This is a genomic window from Nonomuraea sp. NPDC051191 (assembly GCF_044455665.1).
Classification (GTDB): Bacteria; Actinomycetota; Actinomycetes; order Streptosporangiales; family Streptosporangiaceae; genus Nonomuraea.
The window spans coordinates 532,569-550,655 of sequence record NZ_JBITEZ010000003.1; the positions used below are offsets into that span (position 1 = coordinate 532,569).

Annotated in this window: 9 protein-coding genes; 7 read left to right on the plus strand and 2 right to left on the minus strand. The window is 70.8% G+C overall.

Features of this window, described 5'->3' with window-relative positions; all coding sequences use genetic code 11:
- Positions 1-41: 41 nt before the first annotated feature.
- Positions 42-2,621: an alpha-glucan family phosphorylase gene (glgP, locus tag ACIA8R_RS10970; protein WP_364085255.1), complete on the minus strand. Its 2,580-nt coding sequence runs from the start codon at positions 2,619-2,621 to the stop codon at positions 42-44.
- A gap of 293 nt (positions 2,622-2,914) precedes the next feature.
- Here glgP and ACIA8R_RS10975 point away from each other — a divergent pair, with 293 nt between their 5' ends.
- From ACIA8R_RS10975 to ACIA8R_RS10985, 3 genes are all read left to right on the plus strand, one after another.
- A complete protein-coding gene (locus ACIA8R_RS10975) occupies positions 2,915-5,020 on the plus strand; it encodes an alpha-1,4-glucan--maltose-1-phosphate maltosyltransferase (protein WP_364085258.1) in 2,106 nt (701 codons plus the stop codon).
- Between the two features lie 71 nt (positions 5,021-5,091).
- A complete protein-coding gene (gene treS, locus ACIA8R_RS10980; protein WP_357697490.1) occupies positions 5,092-6,792 on the plus strand; it encodes a maltose alpha-D-glucosyltransferase in 1,701 nt (566 codons plus the stop codon).
- 3 nt (positions 6,793-6,795) lie between these two features.
- A complete protein-coding gene (locus ACIA8R_RS10985) occupies positions 6,796-8,127 on the plus strand; it encodes a phosphotransferase (protein ID WP_397037884.1) in 1,332 nt (443 codons plus the stop codon).
- A gap of 32 nt (positions 8,128-8,159) precedes the next feature.
- On the opposite strand, the gene ACIA8R_RS10990 is transcribed toward ACIA8R_RS10985, so the two are convergent.
- Entirely contained in the window at positions 8,160-9,014 is an 855-nt protein-coding gene (locus ACIA8R_RS10990; protein ID WP_397037886.1) for an NAD(P)-dependent oxidoreductase, read from the minus strand.
- Positions 9,015-9,088: 74 nt separating this feature from the next.
- Here ACIA8R_RS10990 and ACIA8R_RS10995 point away from each other — a divergent pair, with 74 nt between their 5' ends.
- The 4 genes from ACIA8R_RS10995 (at position 9,089) to ACIA8R_RS11010 (ending at position 18,065) form a co-directional block, all read left to right on the plus strand.
- Complete coding sequence (locus ACIA8R_RS10995) at positions 9,089-12,208, plus strand: BTAD domain-containing putative transcriptional regulator (RefSeq protein ID WP_397037888.1); 3,120 nt, start codon at positions 9,089-9,091, stop codon at positions 12,206-12,208.
- 170 nt (positions 12,209-12,378) lie between these two features.
- Positions 12,379-14,547: a 1,4-alpha-glucan branching protein GlgB gene (gene glgB, locus ACIA8R_RS11000; RefSeq protein ID WP_397037890.1), complete on the plus strand. Its 2,169-nt coding sequence runs from the start codon at positions 12,379-12,381 to the stop codon at positions 14,545-14,547.
- 97 nt (positions 14,548-14,644) lie between these two features.
- Complete coding sequence (locus ACIA8R_RS11005) at positions 14,645-16,519, plus strand: S8 family peptidase (protein WP_397037892.1); 1,875 nt, start codon at positions 14,645-14,647, stop codon at positions 16,517-16,519.
- 166 nt (positions 16,520-16,685) lie between these two features.
- A complete protein-coding gene (locus ACIA8R_RS11010) occupies positions 16,686-18,065 on the plus strand; it encodes a S8 family peptidase (protein WP_397037894.1) in 1,380 nt (459 codons plus the stop codon).
- Positions 18,066-18,087 lie beyond the last annotated feature (22 nt).

Sequence of the window (18,087 nt, forward strand, 5' to 3'; positions counted from 1 at the left end):
TATGCACCGCTCGACCACCGGCCCGACCTCGTCCGGATATATCAGCGCAACGTACCGTTCGTCATACCTACCGGCTCCTCGGGGACGGCGATCAGCCCCAATTCCGCCGGAGTGGCAGCGAACGGGTGATGCGGGACGACCCGGACGGTGTATCCGAAAGCCCCCGTACGGTCGAGCGGCACCCGGCCCGTGTAGTGGGCGTGGCCGTCATCCTCCAGCGATTCCACCGCCAGCCGGGCGTACCGCGGGTGGACCAGCTCGTCGTGCGGCCCGACCTTGCCGTACGCGGCCTCGACCAGCACGTCGCCGGGCTCCAGGTCGCCGAGGGCGATCGTGGCCCGCAGCTCGACCGCGGCGCCCACCTCAGGGGTGTCGCCCACGCCCGACGCCTCGACATGCTCGACCCGCACCCCCGGCCAGGCCCGCGTGACGCGCACCCGCCAGGCCGCGAACGCCCTGGCCGCGGCGTAGGAGTCGGCCGACAGCGCGCGGGCCGACTTGGCAGCCGGGGTGTAGAGGCCCACGACGTAGTCGCGGAGCATGCGCCCGGCCAGCACCTTGGGCCCGAGCGAGGCCAGGGTGTGCTTGACCATCTCCATCCACCTGCGCGGCAGCTCGTCGAAGGGCCGGTCGTAGAAGCGGTCGGACACCTCGTGCTCGATCAGGTCGTACAGGGCGCCGGCCTCCAGCTCGTCGCGCCGGTCGGGGTCGCTGACCCCGTCGGCGGTGGGGATGGCCCAGCCGTTGGTGCCGTCGTACCACTCGTCCCACCAGCCGTCGCGGATCGACAGGTTGAGCCCGCCGTTCAGCGCCGACTTCATGCCCGAGGTGCCGGACGCCTCCAGCGGCCGCAACGGGTTGTTCAGCCACACGTCGCAGCCCTGGACCATGAGCTGGCCGAGCGTCATGTCGTAGTCGGGCAGGAAGACGATCCGGTGGCGCACGTTGTGCTGGTCGGCGAACTTGACGATCTGCTGGATCAGCTTCTTGCCGCCCTCGTCGGCCGGATGCGCCTTGCCGGCGATCACGATCTGCACCGGCTTGTCCGGGTCGAGCAGCAGACGGGCCAGCCGCCGGGGATCGCGCAGCATCAGCGTGAGCCGCTTGTACGACGGCACCCGCCGGGCGAAGCCGATCGTCAGCACGTCGGGGTCGAGCGCGTCGTCGATCCAGCCCAGCTCGGCGACCGAGGCGCCGCGCTCGCGCCACGACCTGCGCAGCCGCTCGCGGGCCCCCTCGACCAGCCGCCTGCGCAGCTTGCCGCGGATCTCCCAGATCTCCTTGTCGGAGATCTTCTGGACGCCCTCCCAGCCGCGGGCCCGCTCGATCAGCGACGGCAGCTCGCGGCCGGCCAGCTCCATGAACTCGCGCCCGACCCACGTGGGCGCGTGCACGCCGTTGGTGATCGAGCCGATCGGCACCTCGTCGAGGTCGAAGCCGGGCCACAGGTCCTTGAACATCTCCCGGCTGACCTCGCCGTGCAGCTCGGAGACGCCGTTGACGCGCTGGGCCAGGCGCATGCCCATGACGGCCATGTTGAACCGGCCGGGCTCGGCCTCGGCCCCCAGGGCCAGGATGCGCTCGACGGGCACGGTCGGCCAGGCGGCCTCGCCGCCGAAGTGGCGTTCGATCAGGTCGCTGGGGAAGCGGTCGATGCCCGCGGGCACCGGCGTGTGCGTGGTGAACACCGTGCCCGCGCGTACGGCCTCCAGAGCCTCGTCGAAGGACATGCGCGACTCGGTCAGCTCGCGGATGCGCTCCAGGCCGAGGAAGCCGGCGTGGCCCTCGTTGGTGTGGAAGACCTCGGGCTCGGCGTGGCCGGTGACGCGGCAGTAGGCCCTGATCGCGCGTACGCCGCCCACGCCCAGCAGGAGTTCCTGCATGAGCCGGTGGTCGGTGCCGCCGCCGTAGAGGCGGTCGGTGACGTCGCGGGCGGCGGTGTCGTTGTCGGCCACATCGGAGTCGAGCAGCAGCAGCGGCACCCGGCCCACCTGCGCCACCCAGACCTGGGCGTGCAGGACGCGGCCCTCGGGCAGGCCGAGCCGGATCTTGACGGGTTCGTCGCCGTCCTTCAGCAGGGTCAGCGGCAGCCCGCCGGCGTCGAGCGCCGGATAGTGCTCAAGCTGCCAGCCCTCCGGCGAGAGCGACTGGGTGAAGTAGCCGTGGCGATAGAGCAGGCCGACCGCGAGGATCGGCACGCCCAGGTCGCTGGCCGCCTTGAGGTGGTCGCCGGCGAGGATGCCGAGACCGCCCGAGTACTGGGGCATCGCGGCGGCGATGCCGTACTCGGGGGAGAAGTAGGCGATGGCGCGTGCGACGTCGGGCAGCGTCTGGTACCAGCGCGGCGATGTCATGTATTCGCGCAGGTCGTCGGCCGCGTCGGCGAGACGGCGGAGGAAACGGCGGTCGGCGGCCAGCTCGTTGAGCCGGGCCGGTGTGACGGCGCCGAGCAGGGCCACGGGATCGTGACCGACCTGTTCCCACAGAGCCGCGTCGACCTCGGCGAAGAGGTCGAGTGTCTCCGGGTGCCAGGACCATCGGAGATTGTGCACGAGCTCGCCCAGGGCGGCCAGCTCCGTGGGCAGGACGGTGCGGACGGTAAACCGGCGGATAGCTCTCACGTTTCTGCACCCTACGGGCTAGGAGGGACCTCTCAGTCCTTCACCCCCAAGAAGCACCTTCAAACCCCGGCCCGCAACAAGCATGAAGTCGGACGATTGGGGCAACTTTCCTCTTTGTTGGCTCTCCCGGGAACACACTCGGGAGGTCTATCCGCTGCTGTCCAGTATTTACGTGCAAGGATCGTTACTGCCGGGGTAGGCCGTATCCAGCGGTCTCTCACGGTTGCGAAATCTTGCACATACGGAAAGCCTCCGGCGGCGCCGAGCGCGCCGTCGCAAACCCTGCGATTGCGATGATCGGACGAATTCCCATCACGGACATCTCCCCCGTCGTCGACTGCGGGCAGTGGCCCGCCAAGGCGGTCGCCGGCGAGACCTTCCAGGTCTCGGCCACCGTCTTCCGAGAGGGCCACGATGCCGTGGCCGCGGGCGTGGTGCTCACCTCGCCCGATGGACAGCGTGGCCGCCTGAGACCCATGCGCGAGCTCGCCCCAGGCACCGACCGCTGGGGTGTGGACGTGTGCATGCCGGCCGAGGGCGACTGGATGTTCCGCGTGGAGGCGTGGAGCGATCCCATCAGCTCGTGGCTGCACGACGCCGAGATCAAGATCCCGCGCGGGCTCGACAGCGACCTGATGTGCGAGGAGGGGGCCCGCCTGTTCGAGCGGGCCGCCAAAGCCGTCCGTACGGCCGACTGCCCCGCCCTCCCCGGCGGCCAGGCCGGCGCCGCGAACGGCCACTCCAGGAACGGGATGGGCAACAGTAAGGGCAACGGCAACGGCGACAGTGCGTGCGGGCACCGGGCGGCGCTGCTGTCGGTCGCGGCCACGCTGCGTGACGAGGAGCTCGACCCGCGGGCGCGGCTGTCCATCGCCCAGCTCCCCGAGACGGCCGCGCTGCTGGCGGCGCACCCGTTCCGCGAGCTGGTGACCAGGGCGAAGCCGTACAAGGTCAGGGTCGACCGGCGCAGGGCGCTGTACGGCTCCTGGTACGAGTTCTTCCCCAGGTCCGAGGGCGCGGTCGTCAGCGAGACCGGCGTCTCGAAGTCGGGCACCTTCCAGACGGCGGCCAAGCGGCTGCCCGCCATCGCCAAGATGGGCTTCGATGTCGTCTACCTGCCGCCGATCCACCCCATCGGCCAGACCTTCCGCAAGGGCCGCAACAACACGCTCAGCCCGGAGCCCGACGAGCCCGGCTCGCCGTGGGCGATCGGCTCCGAGGACGGCGGCCACGACGCGATCCATCCCGATCTGGGCACCCTTGAGGACTTCGACGAGTTCGTCAGCCGCACCCGCGCCCTGGGCATGGAGGTCGCGCTCGACTTCGCCCTGCAGTGCGCGCCGGACCACCCGTGGGTCAAGGAGCACCCGGAGTGGTTCACGATCCGGGCGGACGGGACGATCGCCTACGCCGAGAACCCGCCGAAGAAGTACCAGGACATCTATCCGATCAACTTCGACAGGGACCCCGAGGGCATCTTCGCCGAGGTCCGGCGGGTGCTGCGGCACTGGATGGAACACGGCGTGCGGATCTTCCGGGTGGACAACCCGCACACCAAGCCGGTGTCGTTCTGGGAGCGCATGCTGGCCGACATCCACGCCACCGATCCGGACGTGGTGTTCCTGGCGGAGGCGTTCACCCGGCCCGCGATGCTCCAGACGCTCGCGAAGGCCGGCTTCCACCAGTCGTACACGTACTACACGTGGAAGAACTCCAAGTACGACGTGGAGACGTACCTCTCCGAGCTCGCGCACGAGACGTCGGCGTTCCTGCGGCCGAACCTGTTCGTCAACACCCCGGACATCCTCCACGAGTACCTGCAGCACGGCGGCGTGCCGGCGTTCAGGATCAGGGCCGTGCTGGCCGCTCTCGCGTCGCCGACCTGGGGGGTCTACTCCGGGTACGAACTCGCCGAGAACGTTCCTGTGCGCCCAGGGAGTGAGGAATACCTTGATAGTGAGAAATATCAGTACAAGCCACGCGACTGGGCGGCGGCCGAACGCGACGGAAGGACCCTCGCCCCGCTCATCACCCATCTGAATTTGTTCCGAAGAGCGCATCCGGCGTTGCAGGAATTGCGTAACCTACGGTTCCACAGGGTCGACCATCCGGACATCGTCTGCTTCTCCAAACGGCTTCCGGGCGCCTATGACACGGCCACACGAAGGCACGGGCTGGGCGACGTCGTTCTGGCGGTTGTCAATCTGGATCCGTACCACACCCACGAGGCGACGGTAGATCTCGACCTGCCCGCCATCGGTCTCGACTGGAACGCCGAATTCGTCGTGGACGACGAACTGTCGGGCGAGTCCTACCGCTGGAGGCAGAGCAACTATGTGCGTCTCGACCCTCACATCCAGCCTGCCCACATTCTCACCGTACGAGCCGCGCCACGGTAGAACAGAATTCAGCGGGGAGTCTTCAACGTGTGTGAAAGCGCCCTCCTCATGAGCCCCTCGTGGGGGAGCTCATGAGCGCCACACCCATTCCCAACACCTTTGACGAGGAAAAACCGCGCGATCCTTACTGGTACAAGCGCGCCGTCTTCTACGAGGTTCTGATCAGGGGATTCGCCGACTCCAACGGCGACGGGACCGGAGACATCAGAGGTCTGATCAGCAAACTCGACTATCTGCAGTGGCTGGGCGTCGACTGCCTCTGGCTGCTGCCCCTGTACGAGTCGCCGCTGCGTGACGGCGGCTACGACATCGCCGACTTCATGAAGATCCTGCCCGAGTTCGGGGACCTTGGGGACTTCGTGAAGCTGGTCGACGAGGCGCACAAACGCGGCATGCGGGTGATCGCCGACCTCGTCATGAACCACACCAGCGACGCCCACCCCTGGTTCCAGGCCTCCAGGCACGATCCGGAGGGCCCGTTCGGCGACTTCTACGTCTGGTCGGACACCGATGAGAAGTACCAGGACGCCCGGATCATCTTCGTCGACACCGAGACGTCCAACTGGACCTACGACCCGGTGCGCGGCCAGTACTACTGGCACCGCTTCTTCCACCACCAGCCCGACCTCAACTACGAGAACCCGGACGTGCAGGAGGCCATGCTGGAGGTGCTGCGGTTCTGGCTGGACCTCGGCATCGACGGCTTCCGCCTCGACGCGGTGCCCTATCTCTTCGAGGAGGAGGGCACCAACTGCGAGAACCTGCCCAGGACGCACGAATACCTCAAGAGCATCCGGCGCGAGGTCGACCGCCTCTTCCCGGACCGGGTGCTGCTCGCCGAGGCGAATCAGTGGCCTTCGGACGTGGTGGAATATTTCGGCGATCCAGTAGGCGGCGGAGACGAATGCCACATGGCATTCCACTTCCCGCTCATGCCCCGCATATTCATGGCGGTCCGCCGGGAGTCGCGTTACCCCATCTCCGAAATCCTGGCACAAACGCCGAAAATTCCCGAACATTGCCAATGGGGGATTTTCCTCCGCAACCATGATGAGCTGACGCTCGAAATGGTGACGGACGAAGAACGCGACTACATGTACACCGAGTACGCCAAAGATCCGCGTATGCGGGCGAACGTCGGCATCCGCCGGCGGCTGGCGCCCCTGCTGGAGAACGACCGCAACCAGATCGAGCTGTTCACCGCGCTGCTCCTGTCGCTGCCGGGCTCTCCCGTGCTCTACTACGGCGACGAGATCGGCATGGGCGACAACATCTGGCTCGGCGACCGCGACGGCGTCCGTACCCCGATGCAGTGGGACCCCGACCGCAACGCCGGGTTCTCCGACTGCGACCCCGGGCGGCTGTACCTGCCCGTGATCATGGACCCGATCTACGGCTACCAGGCCATCAACGTCGAGGCCCACCAGAAGAACGCGGGATCGCTCCTCCACTGGACCAAGCGGATGATCGAGATCCGCAAGCGTCACCCCGTCTTCGGGCTCGGCGAGTTCGCCGAGCTGAACTCCTCCAACCCCAGCGTGCTCGCGTTCGTCCGGGAGCTGGGCGACGACCGGATGTTGTGCGTCAACAACCTGTCGCGCTTCCCGCAGCCGGTCGAGCTTGACCTGCGCAGATTCGTCGGCGTCTCCCCCGTGGAAACCATGGGAGGGGTCCCATTCCCGGCAATTGGCGAACTACCGTATCTTTTGACGCTTCCCGGGCATGGGTTCTATTGGTTCACACTCCCACCGGCACACACCCAGGAGGAGTAGGGCGTGATAGACGAGCTCCTTGCCGCATGGATCGGCCGCCAACGATGGTTCGGCGGCAAGGGGCGCCCGATCGACCGTTTGTCGATCGAATCGGACGTCGAGCTGACGCCAGGACTCCGGCACCTGATCGTGGCCGTCTGGCAGGAAGGCTCGCGCGACCGGTACCAGATCTTCATGGGCGAGCGGCACGAGCTGCCCGACCGGCTCAACCACGCCCTCATCGGCAGTCTCGGCGAGACCTTCTTCTACGACGCCGTCCATGACGCGGACAGCATGAGCTGGCTGCTGGAGGGCATGGCGGGCGACGAGACCCGCAGCGGGCTGCGCATGCGGCACGCGCCCGGCGTCACCATCGACACCGGCCAGCGCAGCCTGGTGCTGGGGGCCGAGCAGTCCAACACCTCGCTCGTGTACGGCGACTCCTACATCTGCAAGCTGTTCCGGCGGCTGATCCCCGGCGTCAATCCCGAACTGGAGATCATCAGCGCCCTGGCCGCCCGGCACGCGCCGAACATCGCCCAGCCGTACGGGTGGATCGAGGCCGACCTGGACGGCACGGACACCACGCTCGCCTTCATGCAGGAGTACCTGTCCAACGCCAACGACGGCTGGGACCTCGCGCTGACCAGCGTCCGCGACCTGTACGCCTCGCTGCCGGAGGTCACCGCCGCCGAGGCGGGCGGCGACTTCGCCGCCGAGTCCGTACGGCTCGGCGTGGCCACCGCCCGCGTCCACCACGAGCTGGCCGCCGCCTTCCCCACCGGGCTGGTCGAGATCCACGAGGTCAAACGCATGGCCGAGGGGTTCCGGCGGCAGCTCGGCCGGGCCGTGGCCGAGGTGCCCGAACTGCGGCCGCACATGCCGGCCCTGGAGGACGCCTATCACCAGGTGGAACTGCTCACCAGGGAAGTGCCCGTGCAGCGTGTTCACGGGGATTACCACCTCGGCCAGGTGATGCGCACGCCCACCGACTGGGTGGTGCTCGACTTCGAGGGCGAGCCGGGGCAGCCGCTGGCCGAGCGCCGGGCGCTGTCGTCGCCGCTGCGGGACGTGGCGGGGATGTTGCGCTCGTTCGACTACGCGGCCAGGCACCTGCTGGCCGACCACTCGCAGGCCGCCGAGCTCCTGCCCCGGGCCGAGGCCTGGGCCGACCGCAACCGCACCGCCTTCCTGGAGGGGTACCGGGAGGGAGGCGGCGTGATCACGGTGGGCGACGCGGCGCTGCTGCGGGCGTTCGAGCTGTCGAAGGCGGTGTACGAAGTGGTCTACGAGGCCCGCAACCGCCCGTCCTGGGTCTCCATCCCCCTGGCCGCCTTCCAGCCCCGCCCCTCCTGACCCTGCCGGCCGGTCCGATGCCGGACTCGGGCTCAGCGCAGCTCTTCGACCAGGCCGGGCAGTCCTTCGGCGCCGTGTCCGCGGGCGACCCGCTGGTCGATGATGGTCTTCATCGGCAGCAGGAGGTCGGGCTTGACCTGCTGTTCCCTGAAGGCGCGCACCAGGTTCTCCATGCCGGACCTGTTGATCTCCAGGTTCGACATCAGGGTCGTGTAGTCGCGAGACTCGACGGACCTGGCCCACTCCGGCTGGAGGGAGGCCATCGCGTTGAGCCACGGGACCAGGAGGGTGCTGGTGAAGTCGGTCAACGGATAACCGGCGGCGTCGACGAGCGCCATCGCCTCCAGGGCGCCGGCGATCTGGCCGTACATGCCGGTCAGCATGGCCAGGTCGAGGAGCGGGGCCATGCCGGGGTCCGTGCCCACGTAGCGGGGCTCGGCCATGGCGCGGAACGCCTCCTCGTAGCGGTCGTACGCCGCCTGCGAACCGCTGTAGAGCACGAGCGCGCCGGGCCGGCCGATCATCTGGGGCACGGCCATGATGCCGCCGTCCACGTACTCGCCGCCGCGCGCGGCCACCCATTCGGCCGCCTGGCGGGCCTCGACGGGCCGGCCGGTGGTCAGGTTCGCCACCACGCGGCCCTCCAGCGGGACATCGGCCAGCAGCTCGTACACGGCCGGGTAGTCGAGCACGCAGACGATCACCAGCGGACTCGCCGCGACCGCCTCCGCCACCGTCGCGGCGCGGGTGGCGCCCCTGGCGACCAGGGGGTCGGCCTTGTCCGCCGAACGGTTCCACACGGTGACGCGGTGCCCGGCGTCCAGGAGGCTGCCGGCGAGCGCCGCGCCCATGAGGCCGAGCCCAATGACCGAAATTTCTTGTGACATTTCGTGATTCCTTAGTGTTTGACTGATGCGTTCACCCTGCCTGCGGGGGGTTATGGTCTGATTCGGAGTTGCTTATGGGGGGCGGAGTGCGGTTCGGGGTGCTGGGGGCGCTCGCCGTGTGGGGGCCCGGGGGCGAGCCGGTCCAGGTGCTGGAGGTCAAGGTCCGGGCGCTGCTGGCCGACCTGCTGATCCACGCCGGACGGCCGGTCTCCGCCGACCGGCTGATCGAGGACCTGTGGGGCGGCAGGCCGCCGGCGAACGCCCTGGCCGCGCTCCGGGTGAAGGTGTCCCAGCTCCGCCGGGCGCTGGGCGACCGGGAGCTGGTGGCCTACCGGGCGCCGGGTTACCTGCTGCGGGTGGAGCCCGAGGCCGTGGACGCCGGGCGGTTCGCGGCCCTCGTCGGGCAGGCGCAACGCAGCGCCGACCCCCGGACCCGCGCCGGGCTGCTGCGGCAGGCCCTCGACCTGTGGCGGGGGGCCGCGTTCGCGGAGTTCGCCGACGAGGAGTTCGCCAGGACGGCCGTGGCCAGGCTCGACGAGCAGCGGCTGGTGGCCGTGGAGGAGCTGGCCGAGGCGCGGCTCGGGCTGGGCGAGCACGCGCTGCTGGCGGCCGAGCTGACCGACCTGGTGACCGAGCACCCGCTCCGCGAGCGGCTGCGGGCCGCGCACGTACGGGCCCTGTACCGGGCGGGGCGGCAGAGCGAGGCGCTGGCCGGCTACGCCGACCTGCGGACGCGGCTGGCCGACGAGCTGGGGCTCGATCCCGGTCCCGAGCTGGTGGCGCTGCACCAGGCGATCCTTGAGCAGGACCCGGCGCTCGACGGGCCCGGACGGCGGCGGACGAACCTGCCCGCGCCGCTCACCGGCCTCGTGGGGCGGGAGGAGGCGGTGGCCGAGGTGCGCGCCCTGCTGCGGGTCAACCGGCTGGTCACGCTCACGGGCCCCGGCGGGGTCGGCAAGACCCGCCTCGCGCTCGCCGCAGCGGACTCCCCCGGCCCGGCGGGCTTCGGCGGCGGCGTGTGGCTGGTGGAGCTGGCCGGGCTGCGCGCCGGGGCGCCGGCGGTCGAGGTGGCCGAGGCGGTCGCAGGGGTGCTCGGCCTGCGGGACGACGTGGCCGGCGCCGCCGAGGACCTGACCGCCCGGCTGGCCGGCGTCCTGGAGGGCATGGAGACGCTGCTCGTCCTGGACAACTGCGAGCACGTCGTCGAGCAGGTCGCCGCGCTGGCCGGACGGCTGCTGCGGGCCGCCCCTGGCCTGCGGATCCTGGCCACCAGCCAGGAGTCGCTGCGCATCGAGGGCGAGGCCCTGTGGAGCGTCCCGCCATTGGGACGGGAGGCGGCGGCGGAGCTGTTCGCCGCCCGCGCGGGCATCGAGCCGGACGCCGACGTCGCCGAGATCTGCGCCCGGCTGGACGGCATCCCGCTGGCCCTGGAGCTGGCCGCGACCCGGATGCGCACGCTCACCCCGCGCCAGCTCGCCGAACGGCTGGACGACCGGTTCAGGGTCCTCGCCTCCGGCCGGCGCGGCGCTCCCGCGCGGCAGCAGACCCTGCGCGCGATGATCGACTGGAGCTGGGAGCTGCTGGGCGAGGACGAGCGCGTCGTGCTGCGGCGGCTGGCCGTGCACGCCGACGGGTGCACGCTGGAGGCGGCCGAGGAGGTCTGCGCCGAGCCGGGGGTCGACGTCCTGGACGCGGTGGCCAGGCTGGTGGACCGGTCGCTGGTGGTGCGGGCGTGGGGTGACGGGGAGCCCCGGTTCCGGCTGCTGGAGTCGGTGGCGGCGTACTGCGTGGAGCGGCTGGACGCGGCGGGCGAGCCGGCGGACGTCCGGCTCCGGCACGTGCGCCACTACACGGGCCTGGCCGAGCGGGCGGAGCCGTACCTGCGGGGGCACGGGCAGCGGCGCGCGCTCGCCCGGCTCGACGCGGAGAGCGGCAACCTGCGCGCGGCGCTGGAGACGGCGGTGCGGCTCGGCGCGGCGGCCGAGGCGCTGCGGATGGTGAACGCCCTGGCCTGGTACTGGGTGCTGAGCGGCCGGCTGGGCGAGGGCAAGCGGGCACTGGAGGCGGCGCTCGCGATCCCGCCGGACGTCAATGCGGACGACGATCCGGGCGCCCCGCGGGCCAGGGCGTGGCTGGCGGGCATGCGCCTTCTGGTGGGACAGCCACCGGGCCCGGACGTGGCGGAGCTGTTCCCGGCGATCGAGGACGCCCGGGAGCGGGCCAGGGCGCGGTGGTTCGTCGGGTTCGCCCTGTTCGGGTACGACGACCTGTCGGTCAGCGCCGGAATGGTCGAGACGGCGTTGTCGGAGTTCGGCGAGCTGGACGACGAGTGGGGCATGGCCGCCGCCCTGACCGTCAGCGCCAGGTGGGCGGGGATGCGCGGCGACCTGGAGGGCATGCGGCACGCCGGCGAGCGCGGCCTCGCGCTGTTCAGGCGGGCCGGTGACCGCTGGGGCGAGCTGCGGGCGGCGGAGTGCCTGGGCAGCCACGCCGAGATCATCGGCGACTACGACCGCGCCGCCGGGCTGCGCGCGGAGGGCCTGCGCATGGCCGAGGAGCTGGGCCTGTGGAGCTCGGTCTCCGACGCGCTGTCCCGTCTGGGCCGGATCGCCATGTTGCGCGGCAACCACGCGGCGGCCGAGGACTACCACGAGCGGGCCAGGCGGCTGGCGGTGTCGCAGTCGAACCGTCCGGCCGAGGAGTTCGCCGAGATCGGGCTGGCGCTCGGCGCGCGCCGGCAGGGACGCCTCGACGAGGCCGAACGGCTGCTGACAACCTGGCTGGACTGGGTGCTGGACGTCTCCGGCGAGCCGGGCGCGGCGCTGATCCTGGCGGAGCTGGGGTTCGTGGCCGAGCAGCGCGGCGACGCGGCGGGCGCGCTGGAGTTCCAGCTTCGCGGGCTGGCCGCCGCGCGCAAGATCGGCGACCCGCGCGCGACCGCTCTCGGGCTGGAGGGCCTGGCCGGGGCGCGGGCGCTCGGCGGGCGGCACGAGGACGCGGCCCGGCTGCTGGGCAAGGCCGCCGCGCTCAGGGCGTCCGTCGGCGCGCCGCTTCCGGCGGGCGAGCGGGGCGACGTGGACCGGATCACGGCGCTCGTGACAACCGGCCTGGGAGCGGCGGCGCTGGCGACCGGCCTCGCCGAAGGGGCCGGCATGACGGTGGACAATCTTCTCCAGGACGCCGCGGGCGGGTGACCCGCGCTCTTCAGGGCGTGTCCAGCCACGACACGGCCAAGGATCATCCATGACGATCCCGCCTACTTCTGCGATCATCCCGGGATTTTGCACATTCGGTGATTGTCACCGTGAAAGCGGGCAGTGCCTGAGATGGACGGTCATCATAAGGCAGGGTTGGGAGCATGCCCATGAGGACAGAGCTCGACCGCCTGGCTGGCGGGGCACACCACGATCCGCACTCCGTGCTCGGAGCGCATCCCGTCTCGGGCGGCGTGGTGTTCCGCGCGCTGCGCCCGCTGGCCGAGCGGGTACAGGTGGTGCTCGACGACGGCACGGCCCACGACATGAGACATCAGGCCCACGGCGTGTTCGAGACCACGGTCGGCGGGCTGGACAAGGTGCCCGACTACAAGCTGCGCGTCCGGTACGCCGGCGGGGAGCCGTACGAGGTCAGGGACCCGTACCGGCATTGGCCCACGCTGGGCGAGGTGGACCTGCACCTCATCGGCGAGGGGCGGCACGAGCGGCTGTGGGAGGTCCTGGGCGCCCGCGTGATGGAGCACCAGGACGTGCCCGGCACCGCGTTCGCCGTCTGGGCCCCGAACGCGCGCGGCATCAGGGTCGTCGGCGACTTCAACCATTGGGACGGCACCGCCTACCCGATGCGCTCGCTCGGCCGGTCGGGCGTGTGGGAGCTGTTCGTCCCCGGCTTGGACGCCGGTGAGCGGTACAAGTTCCAGATCCTCGGCGCCGACGGCCTCTGGCGCGACAAGGCCGACCCCATGGCCCGGCGGACCGAGGTGCCCCCGATGACCGCCTCCGTGATCGACCAGTCCTCCTACACCTGGGCGGACGACGACTGGATGGCCGAGCGGCACGACCGGCCGGCGCAGCTCGGGCCGATGAGCGTCTACGAGGTGCACCTCGGGTCGTGGCGGCCGGGGCTGTCGTACCTGGAGCTGGCCGACCAGCTCTCCGAGTACGTGGCCGACATGGGGTTCACGCACGTGGAGCTGCTGCCGGTCGCCGAGCACCCGTTCGGCGGCTCGTGGGGCTACCAGGTGACGTCCTACTACGCGCCGACGGCCAGGTTCGGCACCCCTGACGAGTTCCGGCACTTCGTGGACCGCATGCACCAGCGCGGCATCGGCGTGCTGCTGGACTGGGTGCCGGCCCACTTCCCCATGGACGAGTGGGCCCTGGCCCGCTTCGACGGCACCCCGCTGTACGAGCACGCCGACCCGGCCAGGGGCGAGCACCCCGACTGGGGCACCTACGTCTTCGACTTCGGCCGCAGGGAGGTCAAGAACTTCCTGGTCGCGAACGCGCTCTACTGGCTGAAGGAGTTCCACGTGGACGGCCTGCGCGTGGACGCGGTCGCCTCGATGCTCTACCTCGACTACTCGCGCCGCGAGGGCGAGTGGACCCCCAACGTCTACGGCGGCCGAGAGAACCTGGACGCGGTCGAGTTCCTCAAGGAGATGAACTCGGTCTGCTACCGGGAGGCTCCGGGCATCTCGACCGTCGCCGAGGAGTCGACGGCCTGGCCCGGCGTCTCGCGGCCGGTGCACCTGGGCGGGCTCGGCTTCGGGTTCAAGTGGAACATGGGCTGGATGCACGACACGCTCGAATACCTGCGCCGCGAGCCGATCTTCCGCCAGTACCACCACCACCAGATGACGTTCTCCCTCATCTACGCCTATTCCGAGAACTACGTGCTGCCGCTGTCGCACGACGAGGTCGTGCACGGCAAGGGCTCGCTGCTGGGCAAGATGCCGGGGGACGAATGGCAGCGCTTCGCCCAGCTCAGGGCGTTGCTGGCGTTCATGTGGGCGCATCCGGGCAAGCAGCTGCTGTTCATGGGCGGCGAGTTCGGCCAGGGCTCGGAGTGGTCGGAGGAACGCGGGCTCGACTGGTGGGTGCTGGAGTTCGACGGGCACAAGGGCGTCCAGCGGCTCGTCCGCGACCTCAACAGGCTCTACAAGGAGACCCCGGCGCTGTGGGAGCAGGACGGCAGGCCGGAGGGGTTCCGCTGGATCGACGCCGACGACGCGTCCGGGAACACGTTCTCGTTCGTCCGGTACGCGGCCGACGGGTCGGCGGCGGCCTGCGTGGTCAACTTCAGCGGCGGACCGCACGAGAGCTACCGGCTCGGCCTCCCGTACGGCGGCCACTGGGCGGAGGTCGTCAACACCGACGCCTACGACTACTGGGGCAGCGGCGTGGGCAACATGGGAGGGGTCGAGGCCGAGGCCGAGGCGTGGCACGGGCTGCCGTTCTCCACGACGTTGCGGGTGCCGCCGATGGGCGCGGTGTGGCTGACCAAGGAGGCGCCGGCCGATCCGCTGAACATTTGAGGTGCGTGCGCTGAAAGTTCGGTGAGAAACAGGGCTGGACCCTGTGCTGGCGGGATAAATCGCCCTAAACTCCGAGATCATCCCCTTCGGAGGACGCGTGCGATTTCGCCCCCTGATCGTGAGCTCGATCGTGCTGGCCCTGTTATCAGCCTCGGTCCCGGCGTTCGCCGACGACCCGACGCCGACGCCCACGCCCTCCCAGAGCAAGCTGGAGGAGGGCCTCGCGCTCGACGGCGACACCACCCGCGCCATCGTGGAGCTGACCGACGCGGCGCAGCACGAGCCGGTGGCCGGCGCGGCGGCGGCCCAGAGCGTCGACGTGCTGCTGCAGCCGCAGAGCCAGCCGTTCATGGTGGTGGAGGGCACCGCCGAGGAGCTGGCCAGGCTGGCCGAGGACCCACGCGTGACCTCCATCCACCGCGACCGGACGTACGCGCCGGCCGAGGTGGGTTCCAACATCACCCAGATCGGCGCGGACAAGGCCCACGAGAAGAACTTCACCGGCGCGGGCCAGAACGTCGTCATCCTGGACACCGGGATCGACCGCGACCACCCGTACTTCGCGGGCCGGCTCGCCGGTGAGGCGTGCTTCTCGGCGGTGGAGAGCGGCGTGGAGTCGCTGTGCCCCAACGGGCAGCCCCAGCAGACCGGCGAGGGCGCGGCCGACGCCACCACCGCCAAGTGCCTGTCCGGCGGCGTGAACCTGTGCGAGCACGGCACGCACGTCGCCGGCATCGCGGCGGGCAGCGGCGGCGTGGCCCCGGGCGCCGGGATCATCGCGGTGCAGGTGTTCAGCCGGGTCAACGACGAGGACATCTGCATGGGCGAGTCGTCGTGCCTGCTGGCCTTCGAGTCGTCGCTGCGGCTGGCCATGGACTACGTGACCACGCTGACCCAGCCCATCGCGGCGGTGAACCTGAGCCTGGGCGGCGCGCTTTCGGAGACCGACTGCGACGCCACCGAGGAGGGCGCGGTCTTCAAGCCGAAGATCGACGCCCTGCTGGCCAAGGGCATCGCGACCGTGGTCGCCGCCGGGAACGAGTTCTTCGAGGGCGCCTCCTACCCCGCCTGCGTCTCCTCGGCGGTCGCGGTCGGCGCGAACGACGGCGCCGACGCCATCGCCGACTTCTCCAACCGGGGCTCGCTGGTCGACTTCTTCGCCCCGGGCGTGGACATCCAGTCCTCGGTGCCGGACAACCAGATGGCCGTGCACAGCGGCACCTCGATGGCGACGCCGCACGTGGCCGGCGCGCTGGCGCTGATGAAGGCGGCCTCGCCGCAGACGCCCATCGCCGACCTGATCAACACGCTGAAGACCACGGGCCGGCCCTACCAGTACGAGGCCAACGGCGCGCAGGTCACCACCCCCCGCCTGGACGTGGGCGCCGCCCTGGCCGGCACCGCCACCCAGCCGCCGATCAGCCAGGCGCCGACGGCCGGCCCCGGACCCGACCCGACGGACGGCAGCGGCCCCACGCCCCAGCCCGACCCCACGGACGAGCGGGACCCCGCGCCGGTCCCGACGTCCTCGGCCACGCCGGTCCCGCTGCCCACGGTCACGGTCACGGTGACCGTCACGCCGACGCCCGCCCCCTCGGCCGCCGCCGTCTGCACGCGCGGCACGGCCGGCGCCCGGATGACGGCCGGGAAGTGGGCCGTGGAGATCCACCGCAGCAGCGGGACGATCCCCGACAACACGCTCAACTGCTACCTGAAGCTGATCGGCAAGGCCAGCAAGGTGTTCCCGGAGCTGACCAAGGCGTCGTCGCTGGGCAAGGCGTACCGGGTGCTGAAGGGCACGAAGACGACCAGGGACAAGCTGGACGGCGCGCTGCTGACGGCCTGGCTGAACTGGGCGCACGGCACGAACGGCACCACTGTGCTGACCGCCGCGGAGAAGGTGCGGCTGAGCGGCTCGGCGTCCAAGGCGGCGCTGAAGAAGGCGACGAAGAACGTGCTCAGATCCCTCTGAGCGGCTTCACCAGGGCGAGGGCCGGTCACCTCCGACCGGCCCTCGCGCTTTCCCGCCGCAAGGCAAAAAGGCACTCAGCTTTCCCTGCTTTCACATAGGTCACGCACATCGCACTTGTCACACCCGGGGATGGACACCTCACATCGGACGATCCTCGGAGGAATAAGTGAGGCTACGGTCCCTGTCGGCCTGCGCCGCCGCGCTGGCCGCGACATCCGCCGTGCTCTGTACGGCGCCACCCGTGCACGCCGACGCGCACGACACCGGCGACCCGGTCATCAGCCCCGCGCTGGTCGCGGAGGTCCAGGCCAAGAGCAAGGTGCGCTCGATCATCCAGCTCAAGCCGGGTCAGAACGTGCAGGCCGTGGCCAAGGACCTCGAACAGGCCTCCGAGGGCAGCCGGGTCCTGGAGGCGGCCCAGTCCCCCCACTTCTTCGTCGCCGAGCTGGACGGGAAGACCCTGGCCCAGCTCAGCAACGACGAGCGCGTCCAGGCGGTCTACAAGGACGAGCTGCGGCCGGCCGTCCTGGACACGAGCACCCGGCTCATCGGCTCCGACCGGGCCAACGCGGCCGGCTGGACGGGCCGGGGCACGACGGTGGCCATCCTTGACACGGGCATCGACCGCGACCACCCGTTCTTCGCCGGCCGGATCGTGGACGAGGCGTGCTTCTCCTCCTCCGACGCGAGCGACGGATCGGTCTCGCTCTGCCCGAACAACCAGCCGAGCCAGACCGGCCCGGGCGCCGCCGACGCCGAGACCGCCCAGTGCGTCGTGAACGGCGTCAACGCCTGCTCGCACGGCTCCCACGTCGCGGGCATCGCCGCCGGCCGGATGACGACCGGCGCCCCCTCCGACGGCGTCGCGCCCGGCGCGGGCATCCTGCCGATCCAGGTGTTCAGCCGCATCGACAGCGCGATGACGTGCGCGGTCATCGGCTCCCAGGCGCCCTGCTTCCTCAGTTACACCTCCGACCAGAAGCTGGCGCTGGAGTACGTCGCGCGGGTGGCCGCGGCCCAGCACGTCGCCGCGGCGAACCTGAGCCTGGGCGGCGGCGGGCCCTACCGGGCGAGCTGCGACTCCGACCCGAACGCGGCGGGGCTCAAGCCGGACTTCGACGCGCTGATCTCCCTCGGGGTCGCGCCCGTGGTCGCGGCCGGCAACAACGGGTTCCCCGACGGCGTCTCGGCGCCCGCCTGCATCTCCTCCGCGATCGCGGTGGGCGCCACCGACGACCGGGACGCGGTGGCCGGCTTCTCCAACCGGGGCACGCTGCTCGACCTGTTCGCGCCGGGCGTGGGCATCAGGTCCGCGGTCCCGGACGACACCTACGCCGACAAGAGCGGCACGTCGATGTCCACGCCGCACGTGACGGGGGCGTTCGCGCTGATGCGGCAGGCGTACCCGAACCTCACGGTGGCGCAGCTCCTCCAGCGGTTGCAGTCCACCGGCCGGAGCATCGGCTACGCCTCGGGCGGCGCCCAGGTGCGCACGGCACGCATCGACGTGTTCGCCGCCACGGCCCAGGGCGCGCCCAGGGCCTGAGACCGGAAGGGCCGGACGCCCG

Coding starts and splice junctions, on each gene's coding strand:
- ACIA8R_RS10995 (WP_397037888.1), top strand. CDS start 9,089: ATGGGGGGCGGAGTGCGGTTCGGGGTGCTGGGGGCGCTCGCCGTGTGG.
- treS (WP_357697490.1), top strand. CDS start 5,092: ATGAGCGCCACACCCATTCCCAACACCTTTGACGAGGAAAAACCGCGC.
- ACIA8R_RS10975 (WP_364085258.1), top strand. CDS start 2,915: ATGATCGGACGAATTCCCATCACGGACATCTCCCCCGTCGTCGACTGC.
- glgB (WP_397037890.1), top strand. CDS start 12,379: ATGAGGACAGAGCTCGACCGCCTGGCTGGCGGGGCACACCACGATCCG.
- ACIA8R_RS10990 (WP_397037886.1), bottom strand. CDS start 9,014: ATGTCACAAGAAATTTCGGTCATTGGGCTCGGCCTCATGGGCGCGGCG.